Source organism: Nocardioides alcanivorans, from assembly GCF_021555175.1.
Taxonomy (GTDB): domain Bacteria; phylum Actinomycetota; class Actinomycetes; order Propionibacteriales; family Nocardioidaceae; genus Nocardioides; species Nocardioides alcanivorans.
On the sequence record NZ_JAKGRW010000019.1, the window covers coordinates 402862 to 425214 of the forward strand.

18 protein-coding genes are annotated in these 22353 nt (G+C 67.9%); 3 read left to right on the forward strand and 15 right to left on the reverse strand.

Going from position 1 to position 22353, the window contains the following annotated elements:
- Positions 1 to 3 precede the first annotated feature (3 nt).
- On the reverse strand, positions 4 to 459 hold the full coding sequence (locus L1066_RS12380; protein ID WP_235736609.1) for a MarR family winged helix-turn-helix transcriptional regulator: 456 nt from the start codon (positions 457 to 459) through the stop codon (positions 4 to 6).
- 88 nt (positions 460 to 547) lie between these two features.
- Here L1066_RS12380 and L1066_RS12385 point away from each other — a divergent pair, with 88 nt between their 5' ends.
- On the forward strand, positions 548 to 1405 hold the full coding sequence (locus L1066_RS12385) for an epoxide hydrolase family protein (RefSeq protein WP_312007657.1): 858 nt from the start codon (positions 548 to 550) through the stop codon (positions 1403 to 1405).
- 335 nt (positions 1406 to 1740) lie between these two features.
- Here L1066_RS12385 and L1066_RS12390 read toward each other — a convergent pair whose 3' ends face one another.
- Positions 1741 to 1995, reverse strand: coding sequence for a hypothetical protein (locus L1066_RS12390; protein ID WP_235736610.1), 255 nt, complete (start codon positions 1993 to 1995; stop codon positions 1741 to 1743).
- Complete coding sequence (surE, locus tag L1066_RS12395) at positions 1992 to 2978, reverse strand: 5'/3'-nucleotidase SurE (RefSeq protein ID WP_235736611.1); 987 nt, start codon at positions 2976 to 2978, stop codon at positions 1992 to 1994. Before surE ends, L1066_RS12390 begins: the two co-directional genes overlap by 4 nt.
- Before the next feature lie 201 nt (positions 2979 to 3179).
- Between surE and L1066_RS12400 the strand changes: the two genes are divergently transcribed.
- Positions 3180 to 4592, forward strand: coding sequence for a Fic family protein (locus L1066_RS12400; RefSeq protein WP_235736612.1), 1413 nt, complete (start codon positions 3180 to 3182; stop codon positions 4590 to 4592).
- A gap of 32 nt (positions 4593 to 4624) precedes the next feature.
- A complete protein-coding gene (locus L1066_RS12405; protein WP_235736613.1) occupies positions 4625 to 5290 on the forward strand; it encodes a TetR/AcrR family transcriptional regulator in 666 nt (221 codons plus the stop codon).
- 9 nt (positions 5291 to 5299) lie between these two features.
- Here the strand turns inward: L1066_RS12405 and L1066_RS12410 are convergent, their stop codons facing one another.
- From L1066_RS12410 to L1066_RS12465, 12 genes are all read right to left on the reverse strand, one after another.
- A complete protein-coding gene (locus L1066_RS12410) occupies positions 5300 to 6907 on the reverse strand; it encodes an ABC transporter substrate-binding protein (RefSeq protein WP_235736614.1) in 1608 nt (535 codons plus the stop codon).
- 3 nt (positions 6908 to 6910) lie between these two features.
- Positions 6911 to 7390, reverse strand: a complete 480-nt coding sequence (locus L1066_RS12415; RefSeq protein WP_235736615.1) for a Zn-ribbon domain-containing OB-fold protein — start codon at positions 7388 to 7390, stop codon at positions 6911 to 6913.
- Entirely contained in the window at positions 7387 to 8547 is a 1161-nt protein-coding gene (locus L1066_RS12420; RefSeq protein ID WP_235736616.1) for a thiolase family protein, read from the reverse strand. Before L1066_RS12420 ends, L1066_RS12415 begins: the two co-directional genes overlap by 4 nt.
- Complete coding sequence (locus L1066_RS12425) at positions 8544 to 10613, reverse strand: acetate--CoA ligase family protein (protein ID WP_235736617.1); 2070 nt, start codon at positions 10611 to 10613, stop codon at positions 8544 to 8546. The genes L1066_RS12420 and L1066_RS12425 overlap by 4 nt, the downstream gene beginning before the upstream one ends.
- A gap of 446 nt (positions 10614 to 11059) precedes the next feature.
- On the reverse strand, positions 11060 to 12085 hold the full coding sequence (locus L1066_RS12430; protein ID WP_235736618.1) for an Ig-like domain repeat protein: 1026 nt from the start codon (positions 12083 to 12085) through the stop codon (positions 11060 to 11062).
- A complete protein-coding gene (locus L1066_RS12435) occupies positions 12082 to 16251 on the reverse strand; it encodes a LamG-like jellyroll fold domain-containing protein (protein ID WP_235736619.1) in 4170 nt (1389 codons plus the stop codon). The genes L1066_RS12430 and L1066_RS12435 overlap by 4 nt, the downstream gene beginning before the upstream one ends.
- Before the next feature lie 141 nt (positions 16252 to 16392).
- Positions 16393 to 17244, reverse strand: a complete 852-nt coding sequence (locus tag L1066_RS12440; RefSeq protein WP_235736620.1) for an HpcH/HpaI aldolase/citrate lyase family protein — start codon at positions 17242 to 17244, stop codon at positions 16393 to 16395.
- A gap of 4 nt (positions 17245 to 17248) precedes the next feature.
- Complete coding sequence (locus L1066_RS27735; protein WP_235736621.1) at positions 17249 to 18373, reverse strand: dihydroorotase; 1125 nt, start codon at positions 18371 to 18373, stop codon at positions 17249 to 17251.
- Entirely contained in the window at positions 18313 to 18708 is a 396-nt protein-coding gene (locus L1066_RS12450; RefSeq protein ID WP_235736622.1) for a hypothetical protein, read from the reverse strand. Before L1066_RS12450 ends, L1066_RS27735 begins: the two co-directional genes overlap by 61 nt.
- Positions 18709 to 18749: 41 nt before the next feature.
- On the reverse strand, positions 18750 to 20192 hold the full coding sequence (locus tag L1066_RS12455; RefSeq protein WP_235736623.1) for an MmgE/PrpD family protein: 1443 nt from the start codon (positions 20190 to 20192) through the stop codon (positions 18750 to 18752).
- Positions 20185 to 21027, reverse strand: coding sequence for a cyclase family protein (locus L1066_RS12460; protein ID WP_235736624.1), 843 nt, complete (start codon positions 21025 to 21027; stop codon positions 20185 to 20187). Before L1066_RS12460 ends, L1066_RS12455 begins: the two co-directional genes overlap by 8 nt.
- Before the next feature lie 43 nt (positions 21028 to 21070).
- On the reverse strand, positions 21071 to 22270 hold the full coding sequence (locus L1066_RS12465) for a CaiB/BaiF CoA transferase family protein (protein WP_235736625.1): 1200 nt from the start codon (positions 22268 to 22270) through the stop codon (positions 21071 to 21073).
- Positions 22271 to 22353 lie beyond the last annotated feature (83 nt).

A 22353-nucleotide genomic window follows, 5' to 3' on the forward strand; every position in this document is an offset into this window, starting at 1 on the left:
ACCCTATCGACCCGCCCCGCCATGGTGCTGCAACAACTTCGTCAACAGCACGGTCAGCTCTCGCCCCTCCTCGGCGGACAGCGGGGCCAACAGCCCCTCCTGACTCGCCGCGAGGCACTTGTCCCACTGCCTCAGCGCCCGCCTCCCTGCAGCGGTCAACGAGATCACGTTGCGACGGCCGTCGGAGGGGTCGGGTGCGCGCTCCACCAGCTGTCGCTCGGCCAGCTCGTTGACCGTGGCGACCATGTCGCTGGGGTGGATCTGGCTACGCCGACCGACCTCGGCCTGGCTGGCGGGGCCGAACTGCGCCAGTGTCGCGGCCACCCGGTAGTGGTAGCCACGAACACCGACCGACGCGAAACCGTCGGCCACGAGACGGTGCGAGTGCTCGGCAAGCCGACTCAGCAGCCAACTCGGCATGCCCTTCCAATCGGCACTCTCGTCAGGCTTCTCCTCCATGCCCTGAGCCTACGACATCGTTGGGCGCCCCAACGGTCGTGTGCTACGTTTTCAGAAATCGTTAGTCGCCCCAACGATCGGAGCATCCATGACCGCCACCCATGGCCCGGCAGGCATCGCCCCCTTCCGCATCGACATTCCGCAGGCCGATCTCGACGATCTACGCGACCGGCTCGCCCACACCCGCTGGCCCAACGAGGTCGCCGATGCCGGCTGGGACTACGGTTTCCCGCTGTCGCGGCTCAAGGAGCTGGCCGACCACTGGCTGCACACCTTCGACTGGCGCAAGCAGGAGGCCCTGCTCAACGACCTCCCCCACTTCATCACCGAGATCGAGGGCCAGCGCATCCACTTCGTCCACGTCCGTTCGCGGCGTCCGGACGCACGCGCGTTGATCCTGACCCACGGCTGGCCGGGATCGTTCCTGGAGTTCCTCGACGTGATCGCACCCCTCAGCCGCGACTACCACCTGGTCATCCCGTCCATCCCGGGCTACGGGTTCTCCGGCCCGACCCACGAGAGCGGGTGGGACGCGACGCGCATCGCACACGCCTGGGCCGAACTCATGCGCCGCCTCGGCTACCCGAGGTACGGCGCCCAAGGTGGCGATTTCGGCGCCGGCATCTCCACCGCCCTCGGCGCCATCGCGCCCGAGCACGTCATCGGCGTACACGTGAACTACCTGCCGACTCGTCCCGACCGCGCGGCAGGCCTGAACCTGACCGCGGAGGACGAGCGTCGCCTCGACAAGATCCGACACCTGATGGCGAACCGCCCTCCCTACCAAGCCCTTCAGGCGCTCACGCCCCAGACCATTGGCTACGCGCTGACCGACTCCCCGTCGGCCAACTGGCCTGGATCGCCGAGCGCTTCGCGCAGTGGACCGACCCACGGTCACGGATCAGCGATGAGCAACTCCTCACCAACGTCTCCCTCTACTGGCTGACCGCCACCGCAGCTTCCTCCGCACGCCTGCACCACGACACGCGTCCGGGACAGTCCGCGCCCTGCCGGGTCCCGCTCGGCGTCGCCGTCTTCGCACACGACATCACCCAGTCCGTCCGTCCCCTCGCCGAGCGCCTGTACGACGTCCGGCACTGGTCGGAGTTCGAACGCGGCGGACACTTCGCCGCCATGGAGGTGCCCGACCTGCTGGCAGAGGACGTGCACCTGTTCTTCACGCAGACGTGACCTGCACACCCGGCCCTCCGGGCCACAGGTCGGTTCCTGCTGATCCTCGACGCGGGATCAGCAGGAACCGATCACTCGTGCCGGTGGGCGTCAGCGCACCCTGACCGCGTCGGTGCGCAGCTGCTTGCCGGAGAACTTGACGCTCACCCGGTAGTCCCCAGCCTTCGGGGCGGAGGCCAGTCGGAACATGCCGTCGCCGACCGTGGCGCGCTGGACGAAACGAGTGGCCTTGCCCGACTTGGCGCGGGGACGCCAGACGACCTTGATCCGACTTCCGGCGGGAACGTGCGAGGTGAGCACCCAGTAACGAGCGTTCTTGGCAACCTTGCGCGGAATCCTCTTCACCGACGCGGCCGGCTTGGGGGATGCGGGTCACCATTCAGATCACGCACCAGCCCCGCCACGCCAGGGACCTCATCGACGTCGAGCCCGCGGTCGGCATCCATCACCGTCATCGTGATGTAGCCCGCGCGGAGGTCCGCCGAGTCCGTGCCGGCAGGAGCCCGGTCTGCTCGGCTGGGATCCATCTCGATCGCCCACTGAGTCGGGTCCGTCTCGCTCTGACCGAAGCCGAACACAGCGGGCGAGAGGTCTGCAAGATCGACGTAACGCACCCCGAGCGGCGCGACGTGCTCCTGGTCCACCCAGGGGTGGTTGATGTTGAGGAACTGCCCACGCGGCAGGACCGGCAGCCCGCCAGAGATCAGGTCGACCAGCAGGTCAGCAGTCTGCGTGTAAGCCATGGTGGCGTCCTCGCCGCGAACGACCTCCGTGCTGACGGCGATGGACGGAATGTCATACATCCCGCTCGCCACCGTTGCGGCCCCCACCGTGCCGGAGAAGTTGGTGCCGAAGCCAATGTTCTCGCCGACGTTCGTCCCGGAGATGACGAGGTCGGGCAGATCATCGGCCAGCACTTCGTTCAGTCCGAAGAGGACCGAGCCGGCCGGGGTGGTCGTGACCGACCAGATGTTGGGGTCATCCGGCACCGGGTTGGTGGCCGTCAGCGTTCCCGCGAAGTCGATCTTGGTGCTCACCCCGCTCTGGTTGCTCGCCGGCGCAACCATCGTCACGTTGTGACCGGCGGCGACCAGCGCGTCGTACACGGCATTGATGCCCGGCGCAGACCAACCGTCGTCATTCGTGAGCAGGATGTCCAGGCCCGCGGTGGGCACCGCCTGCGGTGCCGCTTGCGCGCTCAGCGAGAGCGTGCCGGCAGTCGAGGTGTGTGGTGCGGGCTGCGCGCTCGCCGTCAGGGAGAGGGTGCCGGCGAGCGCAAGTGCCGTGGCTGCACCCGTCGCCGGGGCGAGGAGTCGGAGTGGCTTCATGGTCGTCCTAGGTCAGAGAGGAACGCGTGACGGGCGTCACGACAGGCCGGATCGTAGGAGCGCCGGTTCTGGCGGACCGGCCGCCTGATCCCGGCCATCGAGATGCCTTCCGCAGCCAACTTCAAGCGAGCTCCAGCGCTTGAAGTTCAGGACCTCAACCCCTACCTTGAACTTCAAGTTCCGAAGAAACTTGGAGTTCGCTTGAGGATCCCCGCGCCGCCGCCCGATGCACGGGACCTACTCGCCCAGATCCAAGGCGCGGGCCGGCTCGCGACGGTCATCGAGCAGGCGCTCCCGGATGGTGCTCCACCCGGTCGCTATCTGCCATGGGACAGATTTCGCTTCAAGAATCCCCCTGGCGACCTGACCGTCGAGGAATGGTGGTTCGCGGTTCGTCTGGCCCGGCGCAGCGTCCACCGTCCGATCAAGCACCTGCGGAGCACCACCGGGCGGCCCTTCAGCTATGCACTCCCCGACGAGGTGCTGGTGGCCGTCGACCAGATCACCCGTGAGGCAAGCGGCCACATCACCATCTTCGATGAGGTGACCAACCCCGCCACCCGTGACCGCTACGTCGTCAACTCCTTGATCGAGGAGGCCATCACCTCGAGCCAAATCGAAGGGGCTGCCACGACCCGGCGGGTGGCCAAGGAGATGCTACGAGTTGGCCGGGCTCCGCGCGATCACAGCGAGCGCATGATCTTCAACAGCTACCTGGCAATGCAGCGCATCGGCGAACTTCGCGATGCCGACCTGACGCCGGAGCTGGTCTGCGAGATCCATCGCATCATCACCGATGGAACCCTGGAGAATCCCAGCAGCGCCGGCCGGATGCAGACTCACGACGCCGAGCGCATCGCCGTGCACAACACGTTCGGCGCGCTGCTTCATGCTCGCCCCGCAGCGGCAGAACTGCCTGAACGCATGCGCCGCCTGTGCGAATTCGCCAATGGCGGCGGCACCGACCACTACCTGCCACCCGTCCTCCGTGCCGTCACCGTCCACTTCATGGTGGGCCACGACAACTACTTCGAGGGCGGCAACGGCCGCACCGCTCGCGCCCTCTTCTACTGGACGATGCTGCGCAACGGCTACTGGCTCGTCGAGTTCCTCAGCATCTCCCGCCTGCTGCAGAAGGCTTCGAGCCAGTACGGGCGTTCGTTCCTCCTGACCGAGACGGACGAAGGCGACCTCACGCACTTCTTCATCCATCACGTCGGCGTCATCAACAGAGCCATCGCAGAACTGCACCGCTACCTTGCCAACAAGGCCGCAGAGATCCGCGAGCTCAACCAGAGCCTCACGGCCGCGCCCGGCATCTACAACCACCGTCAACTCGCACTCCTCGATCGCGCACTGAAGGAGCCGAGCACCTGGCTCACCGTCCGGGGGCACGCCACGAGCCATCAGGTCAGTGGCGAGACCGCCCGCCAGGACCTCATGGACTTGGAGCAGCGCGGTCTCCTGCATCGCGGCAAGAGTGGCCGTCAGTTCGCTTGGGCACCCGTCGAGGACTTGCACGATCGGCTCATCCCCCACCCGTTACCCGGCAGGTCCGCGAATCAGCTGGACGACCCACGCCCGCGTCGCAAGGGACGGCACACCTCGAGTTAAGTCAGCCGCATGAATGAATATAGGCTGTGGGGGTGGGAACCTCAGAGCCTGCCGCCGAGCGCGGGAACAACACCCGTGAAGGACGTGCCGATGGGGCGGCGACCCGTGCATTGATCCTGGCAGCGGCCGAGCAGTTGTTCGCCGTACACGGCATCGAAGGGGTGTCGACACGGAGGATCCTCAAGGAGAGTGGCGTGAACCCTGCCGCGATCCACTACCACTTCGGCTCCAAGCACAACCTCGTGGACGCGCTGCTGACCACCCGCATTGCGAGCCTCTCCGAGAAGCAGGACCAATGGCTGCGCAAGGTCGAGACCGAGGAGGTACCGACGCCGACCGCGGTGATCGCCTGTTTCACCCGTCCGATCGTGGAGATCACCGAGGAACCCCAAGGCGAGTTCACCGTGAAGTTCCTGGCCGAGGCCGCCAATCATCCAGACTTCATGGAGTCCTACCTGGACAAGTCGGTGACCACCGTGAAGCGCAAGGCTGCTGCCGTCGCCCGCGTCACGCCGGGTCTCACCCGCGAGCAGCAGGTCGCATGGACCCGCTTCGCGACGACCTTGGCCTTCCGCACCCTCGGTTCACGGATCTACACCAGCGGCGAGGGTCTCCCATCCGCCGACATCTCGTCCCTGGAGAAGCAGGTCTCCTGGTTCCTGCTCCTGGCCATTCCCGACCAGGAGCAGGACGCCTGACCTCGGCTCCTACTGCATCCAGGCGTCGGCCAGCGACACCATGGATCGTGCCGAGCCCTCGATGCCGTGCACGTTCGAGTTCCACGCCGTGAGCTCAGCGATCGGCGCCCAGTTGACGTAGGGGACGTTCTCGTTCCAGTACTCCTGGATCCGACCGGCCACTTCGGTCTTCTTCGCTGCGTCGGCCGCCGTCTGGAACTCAGCGAGCAGGGCATCCATCTCGTCCGAGGTGGCCATGCCGTAACTCATCGCCCCAGCAGTGTGCAGGGTGGAGAACATCTTGGAGTACGGCTCACTCTCGCGGTAGGACAACCCCCAACCGGCGAGGTCGTAGTCCAGGTGATGGACCCGGGTGATCAGTTCGCTCGCAGACCTCACGGTTTCGCGCTCCACCTCGAAGCCGACGTTCTCGAGGAGAGCCTTCAAGGCGAGAGAGGTGTCGCGGGCAGCCGGGTCCACACCATCCAGGTAGGTGATCTTGCCGTCGTAGCCATCTGCCTTGGCATCCTGCAGGAGTCGCTTGGCCTCTTCGGGGTCGTACGCCGGCCCGGCCACGTCGGTGTGCCACTGCGAGTAGGGAGGGAACATCCGGGAGTCGGCGATACCACTGCCGCCGTTGACACGCTGCCTGATGAGTTCCGGATCGATCGCGAGCTGCACCGCCTTCCGGACACGTACGTCCTCGCCGGGACGCCCTTCGTTGGCATTGATGATGGCGCCGTCGCTGGCAGCAACCATGTTCAAGTAGCCCGCGAGACCGCTGTCGAGGTTCTCCTCCACGATGCGGGGATCCCTGGCGAAGGCGACGTCGATCTCCCCTGCCTTGAGTGAGTCCTGGGTGACGTCCGGTGAGCTGAGGTAGGCAAAGCGGACCGCGTCCAGATGCGGCGGACCTGCCCAGTAGCTGTCGTTCCTGGCGAGGGTCAGGTCTTCACCGACCGATCGATCAGCCAACTTGAACGGTCCGGCCCCCACCGGCTCGAACTCTGCGCCGGCATCCGAGGACGCGGCCACGATCATGCCCAGTCCGGTGCTCAGCAGGCTCGGGAAGTTCGGCCACGATCTCTTCAACTCGTATTCGACGGTGATGTCGTCGACCTTGGTCGCCTTGACGACGTTCTCGTTCCACAGCGCGGCGTCGATGCCCTTGTTCTTCACGTAGCGCTCCTGACTCGCCAGGACCGCATCGGCGTCGAGAGGCGTGCCGTCGGTGAAGGACACGCCCTGGCGGAGTTCCAGCGTCCACACCGTGCTGTCGTCGTTGGGCTCGAGGGACTTCGCCAACTGTGGCACGAACTCCGTCGAGCTGCTGTCGTAGCGAAGCAGGCTGTCGAAGACCGCCAAGATCTCGGTGCCACCTGCCGAACCCGACACGAAGACAGCGGCCGGGTCCAGGTTGCCCGGCTCCGCGAAGGACCCCACCGTCAGGACCCCGCCGTCCTTGGGGTCACCGCCGTCCTCCGCGCCAACCATGCCTTCCCGGTAGGTCCTGTCGGCCCGGTCGTCCGGGCCGTCCGAGATGCCAGTGCTGCTGCTGCAGGCGGCGAAGGTCATCAACGCGACCGGCAACACGAGCGTCGTGCGTAGTGTTCGAGAGAACGGTACTCCGGAGAACATGACTCACTCCTTGGATTGGCGGGCTGGGGTTGGCTGGACACTGCTGCGTACTGGAGTTGGTGCGGGGTCAGGGCAGAGCTGGAATCCCGGGAGCGTCATCGACCGACCGTCGGGGCCGCCGTACTCCTCGAACCGGACCTCGACACGAGCACCGATCTGCACCCGGGCAGGATCGGCACCGTGGAGCTGCCCCACCATCCGGACTCCCTCGTCGAGGTCGACGGTCACCACGGCGTACGGCACCTGGTCGGCCCACGCGGGGTGGAACGCACGGTGGGTGACGGTGTAGGTGTACACCGTCCCGTGTCCGCCGAGCCGATGCCAGTGCCATTCCGTGCTCGCGCAGGACGGGCAGAGCGGGCGGGGGTAGTGCCGGAGCACGTCGCAGTTTGCGCAGCGCTGGGCGACGAGCTCGTGGTTTCCAGCAGCCGCCCAGAAGCCCTCGGTCAGCGGCGTGGGGTCGGGAAGTGGGCGATGGGTCATCGGTCCCTCCTCAGCACCAGCGCTGCGCCGTCGAAGAATCCACCCTCATTGACGACCAGCGCGGATTCGACGTCGACGATCTGGCGGGCCGGCTCCACCTCGCGCCGCAACTGCCGGACGGCCTCGATCACGTGGTTGACGCCCGAGGCGTGCCCCTCCGACAGCGCCCCGCCATGGGGATTCACCGGAGTCGGTCCTTCGAGTGCGATGTTGCCGTCCTGGACGTAGGGACCACCTTCGCCCGGCGGTACGACGCCGAGCGCCTCGAGTGCCGCGATCACGTACCAGCTGAACCCTTCGTGGATGTTGAACAGGTCCATTTCCGTCACCGACGCCTCCGCCATGTCGAGTGCACGCTTCGCCGCCGTACGCACTCCCTGCACCACGGCCATGTCGGGGCTCTCGGTCAAGGACAACGGTGTGCTGCTGTGCGACTGGCCGACGCCGGCGATCGTCACGACCGGCCGACGCAGCTGACGGGCCCGCTCGACGCTGGTGACCAGCAGTGCGCCAGCACCGTCGGTCTCGAGGGAGCAGTCGAGCATGCGGAAGGGCGTCGTGATCATCGGCGACGACTGGTGGTCCTCGAGCGTCATCGGGCGACCGTGCATGTAGGCGTGCGGATTGAGGTTCGCGTTTCGGCGGCTGTTCATCGCGACATGTGCGAGCTGCTCACTGGTGGTGCCGTACTGGTGCATGTGCCGTTGGGCCGCCTGTGCGAACCACTGGGGGGCGCCCACGTTGCCGAGCGGGATCTCGAACTCATGCATGGCGTGGGCGGCCGGATGGCGCACCGCATTGCCGGTCGAGATGCGCTCGCCCGAGAATCCTCGGCGGCCCGCGGGCACCAGGACGCAGGTCGCGACCCCGCTGGTGACCGCCATGCACGCGGTCTGCACGGACGCGATCAGGCTGCTGCCACCCATGTGGGTCGTGGCGCTGTAGGCGAGGTCGGTGAGGCCGAGACAGGCGATGAAGTCCTCCACCGCGAGACCTGCCAGCGAGCTGGGGAGCACTGCGTCGATGTCGGCGGGCTCGACACCCGCATCGGAGATCGCCTGCAACGACGCCTCGAGGTGCAGCTCCAACGTCGACTTGTCCGTGCCTCGGGTGAAGGGGGTGTCCCCCACCCCGACGATCGCGCAGGCGCCCCTCATCGCTGACCTCCTGGCGGCGCGGCCCGCCTGGCCATGGCGTCCAGTGCGACAGCGCGATCAGGCAGTGCGAGTAGCGGATTCACGTCGAGCTCGATGATCTCGCCGTCCTGGGCGATCCGTTGCACCGCCATGATGACGTCCACGATCGCCTCCAGATCCGTCGGGGGCGCGCCGCGATGACCAGTCAGGAGGACCGACCCGCGGAGCTCGCGCACCATCCGATGGGCCTCGTCGCGGTCGAAAGGCGGAATCCGGAAGCTGACATCGCGATAGACCTCGACGGCCGTCCCGCCCATCCCGAACATCACGACGGGCCCGAACACTTCGTCGTCGGTCAGGCCCACGACGGTCTCCACACCGCCGATCACCTGCTCGGCGACCAACACGCCGTCGAGCTCCGCGCTGGGGACGGAGGCGACCACGTCGACGAACTGCCGGAAGGTCGCAGCGACGCTGCTGGAGTCCTGGATCCCGATCCGCACCAACCCGTGGTCCGACTTGTGGGCGATCTGCGCCGATGCCGCCTTCATCACGACGGGCATGCCGATCTCGGTCGCGGCAGCCACGGCGGTGGCGACGTCCTGCGCCAACACGTCGCGGGTGACGGTGACGCCGTACGCCTCGAGGAGCTGCTTGGACTCGACCTCGTTGAGGGTGGGACCGGGCACCGGTGCCGAGTCCCGCGACGGCGGTCCCTCCACCTGGCCGCGCGCCAGGAAGCGGTGGTGGTCGAAGTAGGAACGCAGCGCGGTCACGCAGTTCGCGGAGGTGCGGAACACCGGGACGTCGGAGCCGAGGAGGTGGGTCCGGTAGGCATCCTCGGTGGCGGCTGGTGATCCCCAGATCACGCACACCGGCTTGTCGGTCGTCTCGGCCACGGCGATCAGGTCCGCGACGAGTCGGTCGCTGAGCGGTGGGAACACGCCGGCAATGGGCACCACGAGTACGCCGATGGCCGGGTCGGCGAGCAGGGCGTCGAGGATGCGCCGGCCTCGCTCGTCCCCGACGGGAGCACCGCCGCTGTCGACCGGGTTGTCGGTGCGGAGGTAGTCAGGGATCCACTGCCGCAGGGCTTCCTGGGTGGTCGGCGACAGCTCGGGGATGTTGATGCCGGCGCCGGTCAGCAGGTCAGCCATGTGCGCGCTGGTCCCACCGGAGATCGAATACACGCAGACGCCGTCAGCAGTCGGGGCCTGCGCGCGAGCGAGCAACATGGAGGTGTCGAGCAGCTCGTCGAGGCCGTCCACCCGCGCGATGCCGAACTGCCGGAACGCCGCCTCCGTGACGGCATCGGTGCCGGCCAGGTGCCCCGTGTGCGACTGCGCCCAGGACTTGCCCATCTCGGTCCGCCCCACCTTGACCGCGACGATGGGGACGGACCTCTCGGCAGCGGCAGCAGCAGCGCGAAGGAACGCCGGACCGTCACGGAAGCCCTCGAGGTACGCCGCGATGGCACCAGTCGCCGGTTGCTCGGCGAAGTAGCTCACGAAGTCCGCCGCATCGAGGTCCATCTCGTTGCCGGTCGGTGCCCAGTGGCTGAAGCGGATGCCGAGCTCCTGCCCCTGGAAGACGGGTCTGCCTTGGTGGCCGCTCTGGGTGATCAGCGCGATCGCCGGCCCACCAAGGTCCTCACGAAACGTCTCGAAGAGGTTCATGTTTGTGTTGGGACCCAGTACCCGCAGTCCGCTGTCGCGGATGAGGGACTCCAGCTCTGCCTGCCGCTCGACACCCTCGTCCCCCGTCTCAGCAAAACCGGCGGCGAAGACGATCGCGAACTTCGCATCGCTCCGGGCAACCTGTTCCAGGGCTGTGGCGACGTCGCCGATGAGGATGACGGCGACATCGATCTCGCCTGGTACGTCGCCGATCGCCGCGAAGGCATCCACCCCGTCCACCGTCGATCGCTTGGGATTGACCGGCACTGCCTCGGCGCCCATTCGCCCCGCCCAGTCACGCACCCTCCGCCAACTGCCCGTGGCCGGGTGCCCCTCGGTCTCGGACGCGCCGATGACGGCGACCCGCAAGGGATGGAACAGGCGGTCAAGGTCGACGGGGCTGTGCTTCATGGACACCTCATGGTCCTTCGGGTGCGTTGGGTTTCGGGCGCGCTGACTGCGGCCTGCGAATGGTCCGCCACGCGGGTGGTGACGCTCGGTGGCGTGGCTGTCTTCGTCTGGACCGAAACAGCCGCCGATTCGACGGAACGGCTCCTCGGGTCTCCCGGCGGGCAGTTGCAGGTCGCAGCTGGTCCCTGGTTCGGCCGTGGCCTTGCCGGAACTCTAGATTCGACCCCTAGTTGTGTCAAGCGCCTGATTTAACTAACCCGTGGGCCGACCCCACCCGTGGGTCGAGCCCACCCGTTGGTCGAGCCTGTCGAGACCCCGTAGGTCGAGCCCACCCGTTGGTCGAGCCTGTCGAGACCCCGCAGGATTGGTTGCATCCTGACAACGGAGGTGCTGCCAGGATCAGACGTAGCGGTGTTCACTCATGCGGCCGAGTGAACACCGTCGCCTCAGTTCCGCTTGCCCAGCCGCTGCCGCACCTTGACGGGGGCGAAGAGCCGATCGCCGCGGTAGTTCACGACCACCCGTGGCCGTGCCTTGGCGCCGTGGCGACCGAACCTCGCGGTGGCCCTGCCCGACTCGAGGCTGACGGTGCGAGCCTTCTTGCCCGTCTTGATCCGCACCTTGCCGGTCGGCGTCGCGCCGATGCCAGCGCCCTTCACCTTGACTACTGCGACGACGATGACCTTCCCCAGGCGCTGCTTCGTGCGCTTCAGCTTCACGACCACCTTCGGAGGCGCCTTCGCGACCTGGACGACGACCTCGGTGGAGGAAGGCAGGTTGGCGAAGTCACCGGCGTAGAGCAGCGTCAGGCGGTGGCTGCCCGGGTCGAGCGAGCGACTTGGCAGGCGGACCACCCCGCCAGTCCGGCCGAGTTCGGTCGAGGCAAGGACCCCGGTGCCATCGCTGAGCGTCACGGTGCCGGTCGGCCGGTCACCCCAGACGCTGACGGGGATGTTGACGGACTTGCCATAGACAATGGACAGGTCGTCGGACTCGACGGCGGACTCGGTCAGCCCGGGGTCCCCGAGCACCGTGGCCAGGAAGACGCGCTGCGCAGCCTCGTGAGCCTCGTCGCCGGAGTAGACCGCCAGCACCGGGTAGGCGCCCGCCGGAAGTTCGGCCCACGCCTCGTCGAGCGTGCATGCGGCGACGCCGTCCGCGCCCACGGCGACCTCGCAGATCACCTCGTCGTCGAGGTGGAACTGAACGGTGCCGGTGGCTGTGGTTGGGGCCACCTCGGCGGTGAGGGTGCGGGGGTCGTCCTGACTCCACTCGATGTTCGGTGCGACGATCCGGGTGCTGGCCAGCTCCGGCGCGACAACCGTGACGACTCGGGATCCGAGCGCTTCGTTGCCGTTGGTGTCGGCAACGCGATAGGTCAGCACATACTGCCCGGCGGAGGCCGAGTCGACGCCGCCGATCACCTCGATCCGATCGGTGACGTCACCGTCGGTGTCGTCGCTGGCGCTCACCCCGCTGCGCGGGTCGAAGGCCTCCCCACCGCGATCGTGGCGGCGGCCGGGATCGTCAGGGTGGGCGGCGTGGTGTCGGTGCCCGCCGCGCTGGCCACGAAGACCCCGCCGAACTGGTCGACGACGCCGGACTCCTCGCCGGCCAAGGTGCTGGTCGCGACCCAGGCATACGTCTCACCCTCGGTCAGGCCAGCCCATTCGACCGTGGCGGGGAAGCCCGACTTCACGGTCTGCTCTCCGATGACCTCCGCAGTGGGCGTGATCACCGCCAGACCATCGGAGACGAACGAGGTGGTGCGGGTGGTCAGGTTGACCGGCACCGTGAAGTTGTCCTCGGCGCCGTTGTAGCGCTTGATCGGCTCCGGCGTGGTCTTGGGCGAGTTGCCGTGGTCATAGCGGGTCGCCCCGAACTCGTCGAGGAACGGCGAGTAGGTGTCGACCGACATCGTGTTGGCCTCGGTGTCGAACTGAAGCATCCGCAGATAGCTCGCTCCCAGCGCCAGCTTGTCGGAGGCGCGGTGTTCCCAGGTGCCGTCGCCGTCCACGTCGATCTTCCCGGCGTCCTCGCCGGTGCCCATCACGCACTGGGTCGACGGGTCGAGGCCGGCTGCCTCGCAGCGCTCCTTGGTGAAGACGATGGCGGCGGGGGCCATGTAGCCCTGGTAGTCGGCGAGCAGCTGCACCACCTTGTTGCTCACCTTCGCGCCGGGAATCGCGTCGACGTTGGTGCCAATGCCGTGGAAGTGGCCACCGAGCACCAGGAAGACGTTGTCGTTGGTGCGCACGACCTCGTCGTACAGCTTGGAGCCGTCGGCGCCGAGCTTGGCGCCTCGACCGTCGGGCTCCGCAGACGCGCTCAGGTAGCCGTGCGTGATGAGGATGCCGTTGCGATCGGAGTAGCGCTTGAAGACCGCGTCTGCCCAGTCCGACTCCTCCTGCGTCACCCCGTAGGAGAGGCCGACCGCCACGAAGTCGAGCCCACCCGCGGAGAAGAGCACGTAGTTGTTGGAGTTGTCCGCTCCCCGGCTGACGACGGCACCGGTCTCGGCGTCGGTCACCTCGTCCATCGTGTGGTACGACGCGTCCGCCGGCCAGGCGCCCGCGGCCTGGTCGTAGTAGGTGGTGGCGTCGAAGAATGCCGCGAAGGGCGAGAGCGGACCGTTGTGGGTGCCACTGCGGTTGTCGTGGTTTCCGGCGATCATCTGGTTGGGCAGTCCCGAGTTCCACAGCGCCTCCTGGACGGAGCGGATGGCAAGGAACTCGTTCTTCACCTGCTCCTTGGCGCCGGGCACGGCGCCGTCGGAGGTCGTGTAGTCGTAGACACTCGTGCCGTCCCCGGGATCGATCGCGTCGGGGTCGAACCGGACGTCGTTGCCGGAGACGTGGCTGTTGATCACGTCACCGGTGTTGGCGACATACTTGATCTTGCGGTCGTCCTTGTTGGCGGCGATCCACTCGTTCTGCACCCGTAGGGAGTGCTCGAAGACCGACGCTTCCTCTGGCGTGTTCGTGGCACCGTCGAGGTGTTGCCACGGGAGGCTGCTGGGCCATTCCATCTGGCTGCCGGAGGCGGCCTCGGTGGTGTATTGCTGGTCGGTGTAGTGGACGAAGGAGAACTGGTAGTCGTCCGGGTCCTCGAAGCGATCCTTGACATCGGGCGCCCCGGCGGAGGAGTCGCGCGGCGACAGGTCGTCGACGAAGGGGTCCTCGGCGGTGACGAGCACGTGCACGACCGGGCGATCGGCGTCGGTGGTGTCGATCATCCGCGGGCGCAGCGCACCCTGGAGACGGGTGTCGCCGGTGGCCTCGCCACGCGCTTGGGCGAGCAGCACCCAGGTGTCGTGGTTGTTGTCCCAGACCCACAGGTTGGCGGCTCGCGCCGGGTCCACGACGCCGCTCCAGAGCACCTGCTGCCCAGCATCGGCGTTGGGCACCTCGACGTCGAAGCGCTGGAAGGGGAACCGGTCGTGGCTGGCCGGGGTGGCGACGGTCTCTCCGTCACCGGCGGTCAGCGGGCCGGAGATCTCGGCGCGGTCCTCGATCTGGTCGTCGAAGTGGAGGCCGAGGTTCGCCGGCGACTGCGCCACGGTGCCCTGTACGCCACCGGACGCCGCAGTGCGGGCGGCCTTCTTGAAGGTGGTGGTGACCTCGCTCCCAGGGCCGGTCGCGATCGCCGAGATGCTCACCGTGCCGGATCCCTGCTTGGTGTCGGTGCCACCACCACTGGGGATCCGCACGGAGGAGAAGGGGATCGTCCAATGCACGGGCCGCCCGAAGACGTCGGTGGCGGTGACGACGATCTCGTGCTGTCCGGCAGCCATGCCGGAGCCGATGACCTCGCCCGGACGGATCGCCGTGCCGTCGAGCTCGTAGCGCCAGCCGGTCGCCTGCTCCTGGTGGCCGATGACGACGTCGAACTCGACCGGAGAGGTGACCACGTCGCCGGCAGCCGGCGACGAGGACGTCAGCTCGATGGCGGTGATGCTGTCGCCGAAGGAGTCCTGGTGCAGCTGCGCGGCCTGCTCGGCGTCGAGCGCGGTGCTCCACACGCGGGCGGTGCCGACCGAGACCGGGGCCGGTGTCTCGACGGCTCCATGTCCCTTCACATCGGAGCCGATGGCGTAGTAGCGCACATAGGGCTCGATGATCGAGCCGGCGGTCGGGGCCTTGATCGGGCCGGACGTGTTGGTGGTGTTGGTGTCGACCAGCTCGCCGTCGAGATAGAGCGCGACCTTCGCGCCGTCGTACGTCGCCACGACGCTGTGCCACACGCCGGCGGCGATGGCCGGGGAGGTGACGGTCTTGTAGCCGCCATTGAGGTGGAAGGTCGCTACGATCTTGGAGCCGTCGACGTGCATGCCGAAGCCGCCGGCGCTCTTGCCGGCGCAGAAGTGCGGGCTGCCGGTGGCGGGGAGCTCGCCGTTGAACCGGACGTCGCACTGCAGGGTGATGCCGTCACCGGCCCAGGTGTCGTCGGCCCAGGTGGCGATCTCGTCGGTGCGGGGCATGCCGGTGTCGGCCCACGCGTCCTGGAGCGGATAGAAGACATGGTCCTTCTCGCCGTCGGTGGTGTAGACGTGGTGCGGCTGGGTGGCGAAGACGCTGCTGGGAGTGATGTCGGCCGAGCCAGTCACCTTGGCCTCGCGGTCGGAGGGCGACAGGTCGCGGAACGGATGGTCGACGTCGGAGAAATCGACGTCGAGGATGTCTGCACTGGGCACGTCGACGTCAGGCGCCGCGGGTCGTTCCTGTCGCCAGAGGGCGGCCACCTGCTCGGGGGTGAGCACCGCGCTCCACACTCTGGAGGCGGCGACCGCGATGTTGGCCGGCTGTGTGAACCCGTCGGCGGTCGGCGCGGCACCGATGCCCCACGCGCCCACCTCGTCGACGTTGAGGTTCGTGTAGGGGCCGGCATGGTTGCGACCGGTGCCGACCGCATTGCCTGGCTCCTGTGGGATCTCGGTGGCGGGCACGCCGTTGAGATAGAGCTTGATGTCGCCGTCGCCGACGGTCGCCACTGCGTGGACCCATTCGCCTGTCCGCGTGGGGACGGGTGCAGTTGCGGTGTTCTTGTTCGCCGTGGTCGCGGTGGCCTTGAAGCGCAAGCAGCAGCCTGTCGCGGGCAGGTAGAAGCCGTAACCCTGAGGACCGCCGACGCAGAGTTGGCTGGCCTGGCCGGCCGGGACGGGGTTGTCCCCGTCATAGCGGAAATAGCACTCGAAGGTGCCACCGTCGAGCAGGTCTGCCCCTACCTCGTCGGGGCCGTGGGACCAAGCGTCGGCGATGTCGTAGAGATAGCCACCGGTGCCGGTGCTGGGTTTGGCCTCATCGGCTGCGAACTTTGCGACGTGGCGCTGCACGGTCTCGTCGTAGTCGACATCGGGCGCCGCACCGACCACGCTGACGTCGCGACCCCTGACATGTTCCACCGGGCCGTCCGCAGCGAAGTCGACGCTGACCACGTCGGCCTCCGGGACGTCGCCCGCCGCGGCCATCGGCAGCGTCGGCGCTGCCGCGAGGAGGGGTACGTTGCCGGTGGCGGGGACGGCCGGGGCAGCGTGCCCCGAACCAGCGAGACCTGCGGTCATCAAGAGCGCGATCACCATGACACCCGCGATGGACCGTGCCCAGGCCTCTGCTCCGGAGCAACGTGTTGTGGTCTTCACCGGGGGTACCTCCAGGCGCGGCGATGAGAGCGGTCGGGCCACGACCCGAGTCGCAGACCGTCCCACCGAATCGCAACCTCGCGACCGAGAGTCCCCCGGGCGGCGAACCATCGTCGAACCGCAGTTGAACGGTTCCCAGCGTCAGGCCCGAGCCACGCGCGCAAGGACGGCGCGCGCGCTGCGGGCGACTGCGGCGTCGACGAAGACGCCGCGTTCATCGACCGCCACCCCGCTACCGTCGTGCGTCGCCCGGTCGAGAGCTTGGAGCACCTTCCTCGCACCGGCGATCTCGTCCTCTGTCGGAGCGAGGGCATCGTGGACGACGGGAACCTGGCGCGGATGGATCAAGGTGCGCGCAGCAAAGCCCTGCCGCACAAGCAGTGCGGTGGAGGAAGCCAGCGCATCCAGATCCTGCAGGCCGGTCTCGACCGGCCCCACAGGCTGCTCGATCCCAGCCAGAGCACTCGCAACGACCAGATCACTACGGACGGACCAGAGCTCCCGCCGCTGGGGGTCGGGCCGCATCCCCAGCGCTGCGGCCAGATCTGCCTCCCCGATGCCGAGTCGATGAATCCGCGGCGAGGCGGCCACCAGACGAACGTCGGCGACCCCGACAGCCGTCTCCAGCAGGCCGATCACCGCGAGGCGCGGCAATCCCCGTTCGGCTTCGATGGCGGTGAGTTGCCGATCGACCTCGGCAAGCAGCCGCGGCTCGGCTGAGGGAACGAAGACGCCGGACGTGCCGGGCCGTGCCGCCGCACACAGACCATCGACGAGGCGTGCGGGATCGACGCGCACCCACCACTGCACACCCGCGGTGCGCGCATGATCGGCCACCGCTGAATGCGCGGCGTCCTTGCCAGCGGCGCCGACACCATCCTCGAGATCGAGGACGACAGCATCGGCGCCGCTGGTGGCCGCCTTGGTGAAACGGTCTGGCCGGTCGCCCGGCACGTAAAGGTAACTCCGTGCCGATGTCAGCAAGGCGGACATGGGATCAACCCCGGGAGAGCGGACGCGCGAGGTAGCGACCGGCGGGCTCGCCGAGCACGTTGCCGTCACCGAAGACCTGACGGCCACGCACGAAGGTATCGGTCACCTTGGCGGTCATGTTGAAGCCCTCGAACGGGGTGTACTCCTGGGCGGACTCCGACTCCTCAGCCCGGACCGTCCACTCCTGCTCCGGGTCAACGAGCACGATGTCAGCATCCATGCCAGCGGCCAAGGAGCCCTTGGTGCGCAGCCCGAAGCGCTCAGCCGGGTTCGTCGAGACCAGCGCAGCGATCTGACCGTGGGAGAGACCCCGCTTGGTGCCCTCGGTGACCATCCCGGCGAGCAGGTACTCCGCACCACCGAAACCAGACTTGGCAACGAAGACGTCGTCGCGGTCGTCACCGAACTTCATCTCGTCCTTGCAGCAGGCGTGGTCGGAGACGACCCAGTCGATCTTGCCGTCGATCAGGTATTCCCACAGCGCCTCGACGTCCTCGCGGGGGCGGATCGGCGGGTTGACCTTGGCGCCGTTGCCGTTGGCGGTGGTGATGTCTGCGAGCAGATGCCCGACCGTCACCTCGCGGCGGAAGTTGATGTGCGGGAACGCTTGCGACATCCGCAGGGCGGCGTCGACCGCCTTGCGCGAGGTCAGGTGCAGCAGGTTGATGGTCGGCAGGCCGGTCTCGTGGGCGAGGTAGGAGGCGATGCTGATCGCGAGGCCCTCGGAGTGCGGCGGGCGGCTCTCGTGGTAGGCCTCGAGTCCCGACAACTCGCCGGCGTCCTCCACCATCTTGGTGTACGCCGCCATGATCTCGGCCGTCTCGCAGTGCAGCGAGAGGGAGATCTCGTCGGCAAACTCCGGGAACTGCTCGCGGGCCTTCTGCACACCACGCATGACGAACTCGAAGTGCGCATAGTCGTAGCGCTCCCCCTCGGGGATCATCAGGAACGAGTTCTGGTCAGCGGAGCGACCGTGCAGGCCGTGGCTGCCGTAGAACATGAAGACCTTGAACGACGTCACCCCGTGCTCGCTCACCAGGTCGGGGATCTCCTCGATGTGTCGCTTCATCATCGGCGCGAGGTGGAAGGCGTAGTCGACGTAGGACTTGCCCTCGGTGATGGAAAGCACCTCGGGGAAGAACTCGGCGTACTCGCCCCCTTGTTGAGGTAGTACTGCCCGGTGCGCATGTAGGTGATGCCGGTGGTGACGCCACCCTGGGCACAGGCACGGCTCTCGATCGCAGCATCCTCCGCGAGAGGGTTGTAGATGCCCCAGTGCTGATGGGCGTCGACCACGCCGGGGAAGGCCAGCCGGCCCTGCCCGTCCACCACCCGCGCGTCGTCGACGGGGTCGAGATCCGGTGCGATCTCGACGATCCGCCCGTCGGCGACGGCGATGTCCGCCGCGACCGGATCGGCGTGGCCGGGGATGACGGCGCGAACATTCTTGATCAGCAGGTCCATCGGGAGGTGCCTTCCTCTTGGGGTGGTTGGTTGAGCCGCGGTCAGCCGCGGCGGTCCGAAGTGGGAGCGAAGAGCTGCATCAGGTCGGTGACCGATGTGAGCGAGCGCAGGGTGCGCAGGTGGGCCTCGATCGTGGTGATCGCCGAGTCGGTGAGCTCGCCGGCAGCGTTCACCCGGAACTTCGCAGCCAGTTCGTCATCACTCAACGGACGCTGCGGTCCGCCCCGGTTGGTGAGGATCTCGATCCGCTCCGTCCGGCCGCCGGTGAGTTCGGCAGTGACCACCGCCGGGAACTGGTGGGGAAAGATCTCGTCGCACTGCGGATCGGCGACGACATCGATCTTGGCCATCAGCGCACGGCGCTCCGGGTCGACCGCGAGGTCGTCCGTGTAGTCAGAGAGCGCGACTCCCAGACCGCCGCCGCCGAGCAGCCCGGCCGCCAAGGCATAGGGGCCGCTGAACTGCGCCTGATAGCCAGTCGCGGGCGCCCGCTTCACCTCGATCGGCTGTCCGATGGTGCGGTGCGCAGCGCCCGGCACGCCGAGCACCAGCCGGACGACATCGTTCGGCTTCACCCCACGGTTGCGCAACTCGATGCCGGCGTCGACCGCAGCGTGCGTGAAGTGGTTGGCCGGGTAGGGCTTGAAGAAGATCCCCGGCACCGCCCAGGTCTCGCCCAGGCCAGAGCTCACGGCGTCGTAGTCGACCCGGGAACCGTGCAGCCACGACTCGAAGAATCCGAAGCGCCCCTCCAGGACGGACGGCGGCCCGGTGAAGCCCCGGCCGACGAGCTGCGCGGCGCTGACGCCGGATTCCGCGGCCCACCCGCAGTGCAGGCGCTTGACGGTGCCGCCGGTGCGGTTCGCCTCCAGGATTCCCGATGCCCGGGACGCCGCCAGCCCGAGCGCGTGGACGACACCTTCCTCATCGAGCCCGGTGACCACGGCAGCTGCAGCAGCGGCACCCATGGCTCCGCAGATCGAGGTCGCGTGCTGACCGTGTTCGAAGAAGACCGAGTTGCCGAGCTTCTCGTCGTAACCGGCCATCCCGAGTCGCACCGCGATCTCCAGACCCACTGCGACAGCACGGACGACGTCCTCTCCCGACGCGCCCACGTCCTCGGCAGCCGCGAGAGCGGCGGGGACGACATTGGCGCTGGGGTGCAGCACGGAGGGCAGGTGCGTGTCGTCGTAGTCCAACGAATGGGCCAGGACGCCGTTGACGAATGCGGCCGCTGGCGCCGGCAGGCGCCGCTCGGTTCCGACCGCCGTGGCGCGCTCGGCGCCACCCGCGTCAAGCACGTAGTCGATCGCTGCCTGACTGGTCGGCAACGATCGAGCGCCCAGGCACAGCCCCAGGATGTCGACGACCCGCTGCACGACGCTGTTGGCGACCGTCTCGGGCACTCCGTCTCGGGCGACGTCCGCGGCGAACGCACCCAACTGCTGCGCGAGGGTCTGCTCGGTGGAGACGGTGTCAGCCACGGGTCACCACCGCCAAGGGCCGGACCGGCGAGCCGGTGGCACCGTAGAGAGCCAGCGGGGAGAGAACGAAGAGGAACTCGTGATGACCAGCGGCTGCCAGCTCCTCGAGATCCATGGCCTCGATGATGTAGATGCCGTTCTCGACGAGGAGCACCCGGTGTGCCGGCAGAACGGCATGACCCGCGCCCGGCGCGAGTCGCTCGAAGGCGATCGTGTCGGCACCGGCAGCACGCACCTGGTGCTCGGCGATCCAGCGAGCACCCTCTTCACCGACGCCGGGCACCCCGGACTCGCCGCCAACATACGGTGCACCTTCGTCGAAGAGCTGCCCCCAGCCGCTCCGGATGAGGACGACGTCGCCCGCCACCGGTCGGGTGCCCTGCTTCTGCACCGTCGTCTCGAGGTCGGCGCGCGTGATCTCGTAGCCGGCTTCGCAGCCCTGCGGGGTGTCGAGCGCGGCCGGCACGTCGAGCAGCACGCCGCGGCAGACCATCGGGGCGATGGTGTGCACGCCGAGCTTGTCGTAGCGGCCGGCGATCAGTGCTTCCTCCACGGGCAGGTCGCCATAGAGCTTGCCGTCGTGGGAGACGTGCGCGAGCGCGTCGATGTGCGTGCCGACGTGGGTGCCGAGGCTGATCATGTCGTTGGCCGCCGATCCGCCATCGGTACGGACCATGTCGCCGTGGCGACGGGGCAGTGCGTGCCAGTACGCCGGGTGGTTCGGCGATTGCGGCATGCCGACTGCATATTGCCGGCCCAGGTCGAAGATCTCGACTCCGTCGCTCAGGGCCGCCAGCAGCGGCGCGGGTGCACGGGAGGGGATCACGGTCGTCACGTGGTCATTTCCTTCGTCATCTCGTTGGGTGTGATGGGGGCCGTCAGGCGACGACATTGCGACGCCGCAGGTCGGCGATGTGGTCAGCGGAGAGTCCGAGCTCATCGACCAGGACGGAATCGGTGTCGTGTCCGAGCGAGCGACCGGTGAAGCGGATCTGGCCCGGCGTCTCGGACATCCGCCACATCACGTCGTGCATGAGCACGTCACCGAGCGCCTCGTCGGGCACGGTGTGGAGCATGCGCGTGACTCGCACGTGCTCGTCCTCGGCAAGGTCGCGGGAGTCATAGACGGGAGCGACGGCAGCACCCGCGGCGGTGAACTCCGCGACCACCTCGTCTCGGGTGCGCTGGCCGATCCAGGCACCGACGTAGCCGTCGAGCAGGTCGGCATGTTGGGCACGGGAGTGCCCGGCGGCGAACCAGGGTTCGGCGATCACCTCGGGGTGCCCGACCAGCTCCAGCACCCGCTCGGCGATTCGCTGGGCGCTGGTGGAGATCGCGACCCAGGAACCGTCGGCGGTCTGATAGGTGTTGCGCGGCGCGTTGTTGGTCGAGCGGTTGCCGTGGCGCTGCCCGATCGTGCCGTTCTGCTGATAGAAGGTCGCGCCCGGCCCTACGGCCGTCATGATCGGCAGCAGCAGGTTTGCGTCGATGTCCTGGCCTCGGCCCCCGTTGCGCTCCCGGGCGAGCAGGGCCATCGAGACGGCAGAGGAGGCTGCGATCCCGCAGATGCTGTCGGCCAGCCCGAAGGCGGGCAGGGTGGGCGGCCCGTCGGGCTGACCGGTGAGGTGGGCAAAACCGCTCATCGCCTCGGCCAAGGTGCCGAACCCGGCACGCGCGGCGTAGGGGCCGGTCTGCCCGAAACCGGTGATGCGCAGCACGATCAGTCCGGGGTTCTGCTCGCGCAGGGCTTCCGGCGCCAGGCCCCAGCGCTCGAGGGTGCCGGGGCGGAAGTTCTCGACAACGACGTCGGCGGTTGCCGCGAGTGCCCGAAACGCGGCGGCTCCGTCGGGGTCGGAGAGGCTCAACCCGACCGTGCGCTTGTTGCGCGAGATCTCCTTCCACCACAGCGGCTCGCCATCCTTGGACTCGCCGTGACCGCGCATGCTGTCGCCAGCCGTGGGGTGCTCGATCTTGATGACCTCCGCTCCGAAGTCCCCCAGGATCTGGCAGCACAGCGGGCCAGCCAGGATCGTTGAAACGTCGATCACACGCATACCGGTCAGTGGGCCGTGCTGCATGGGTCATCTCCTTGTGCGGCTGGCGAGTTCTTCTCGCCCCGAGGTGAGAGGGTCTGGGCTGGGTGTTCCGCTGACGCGAACAT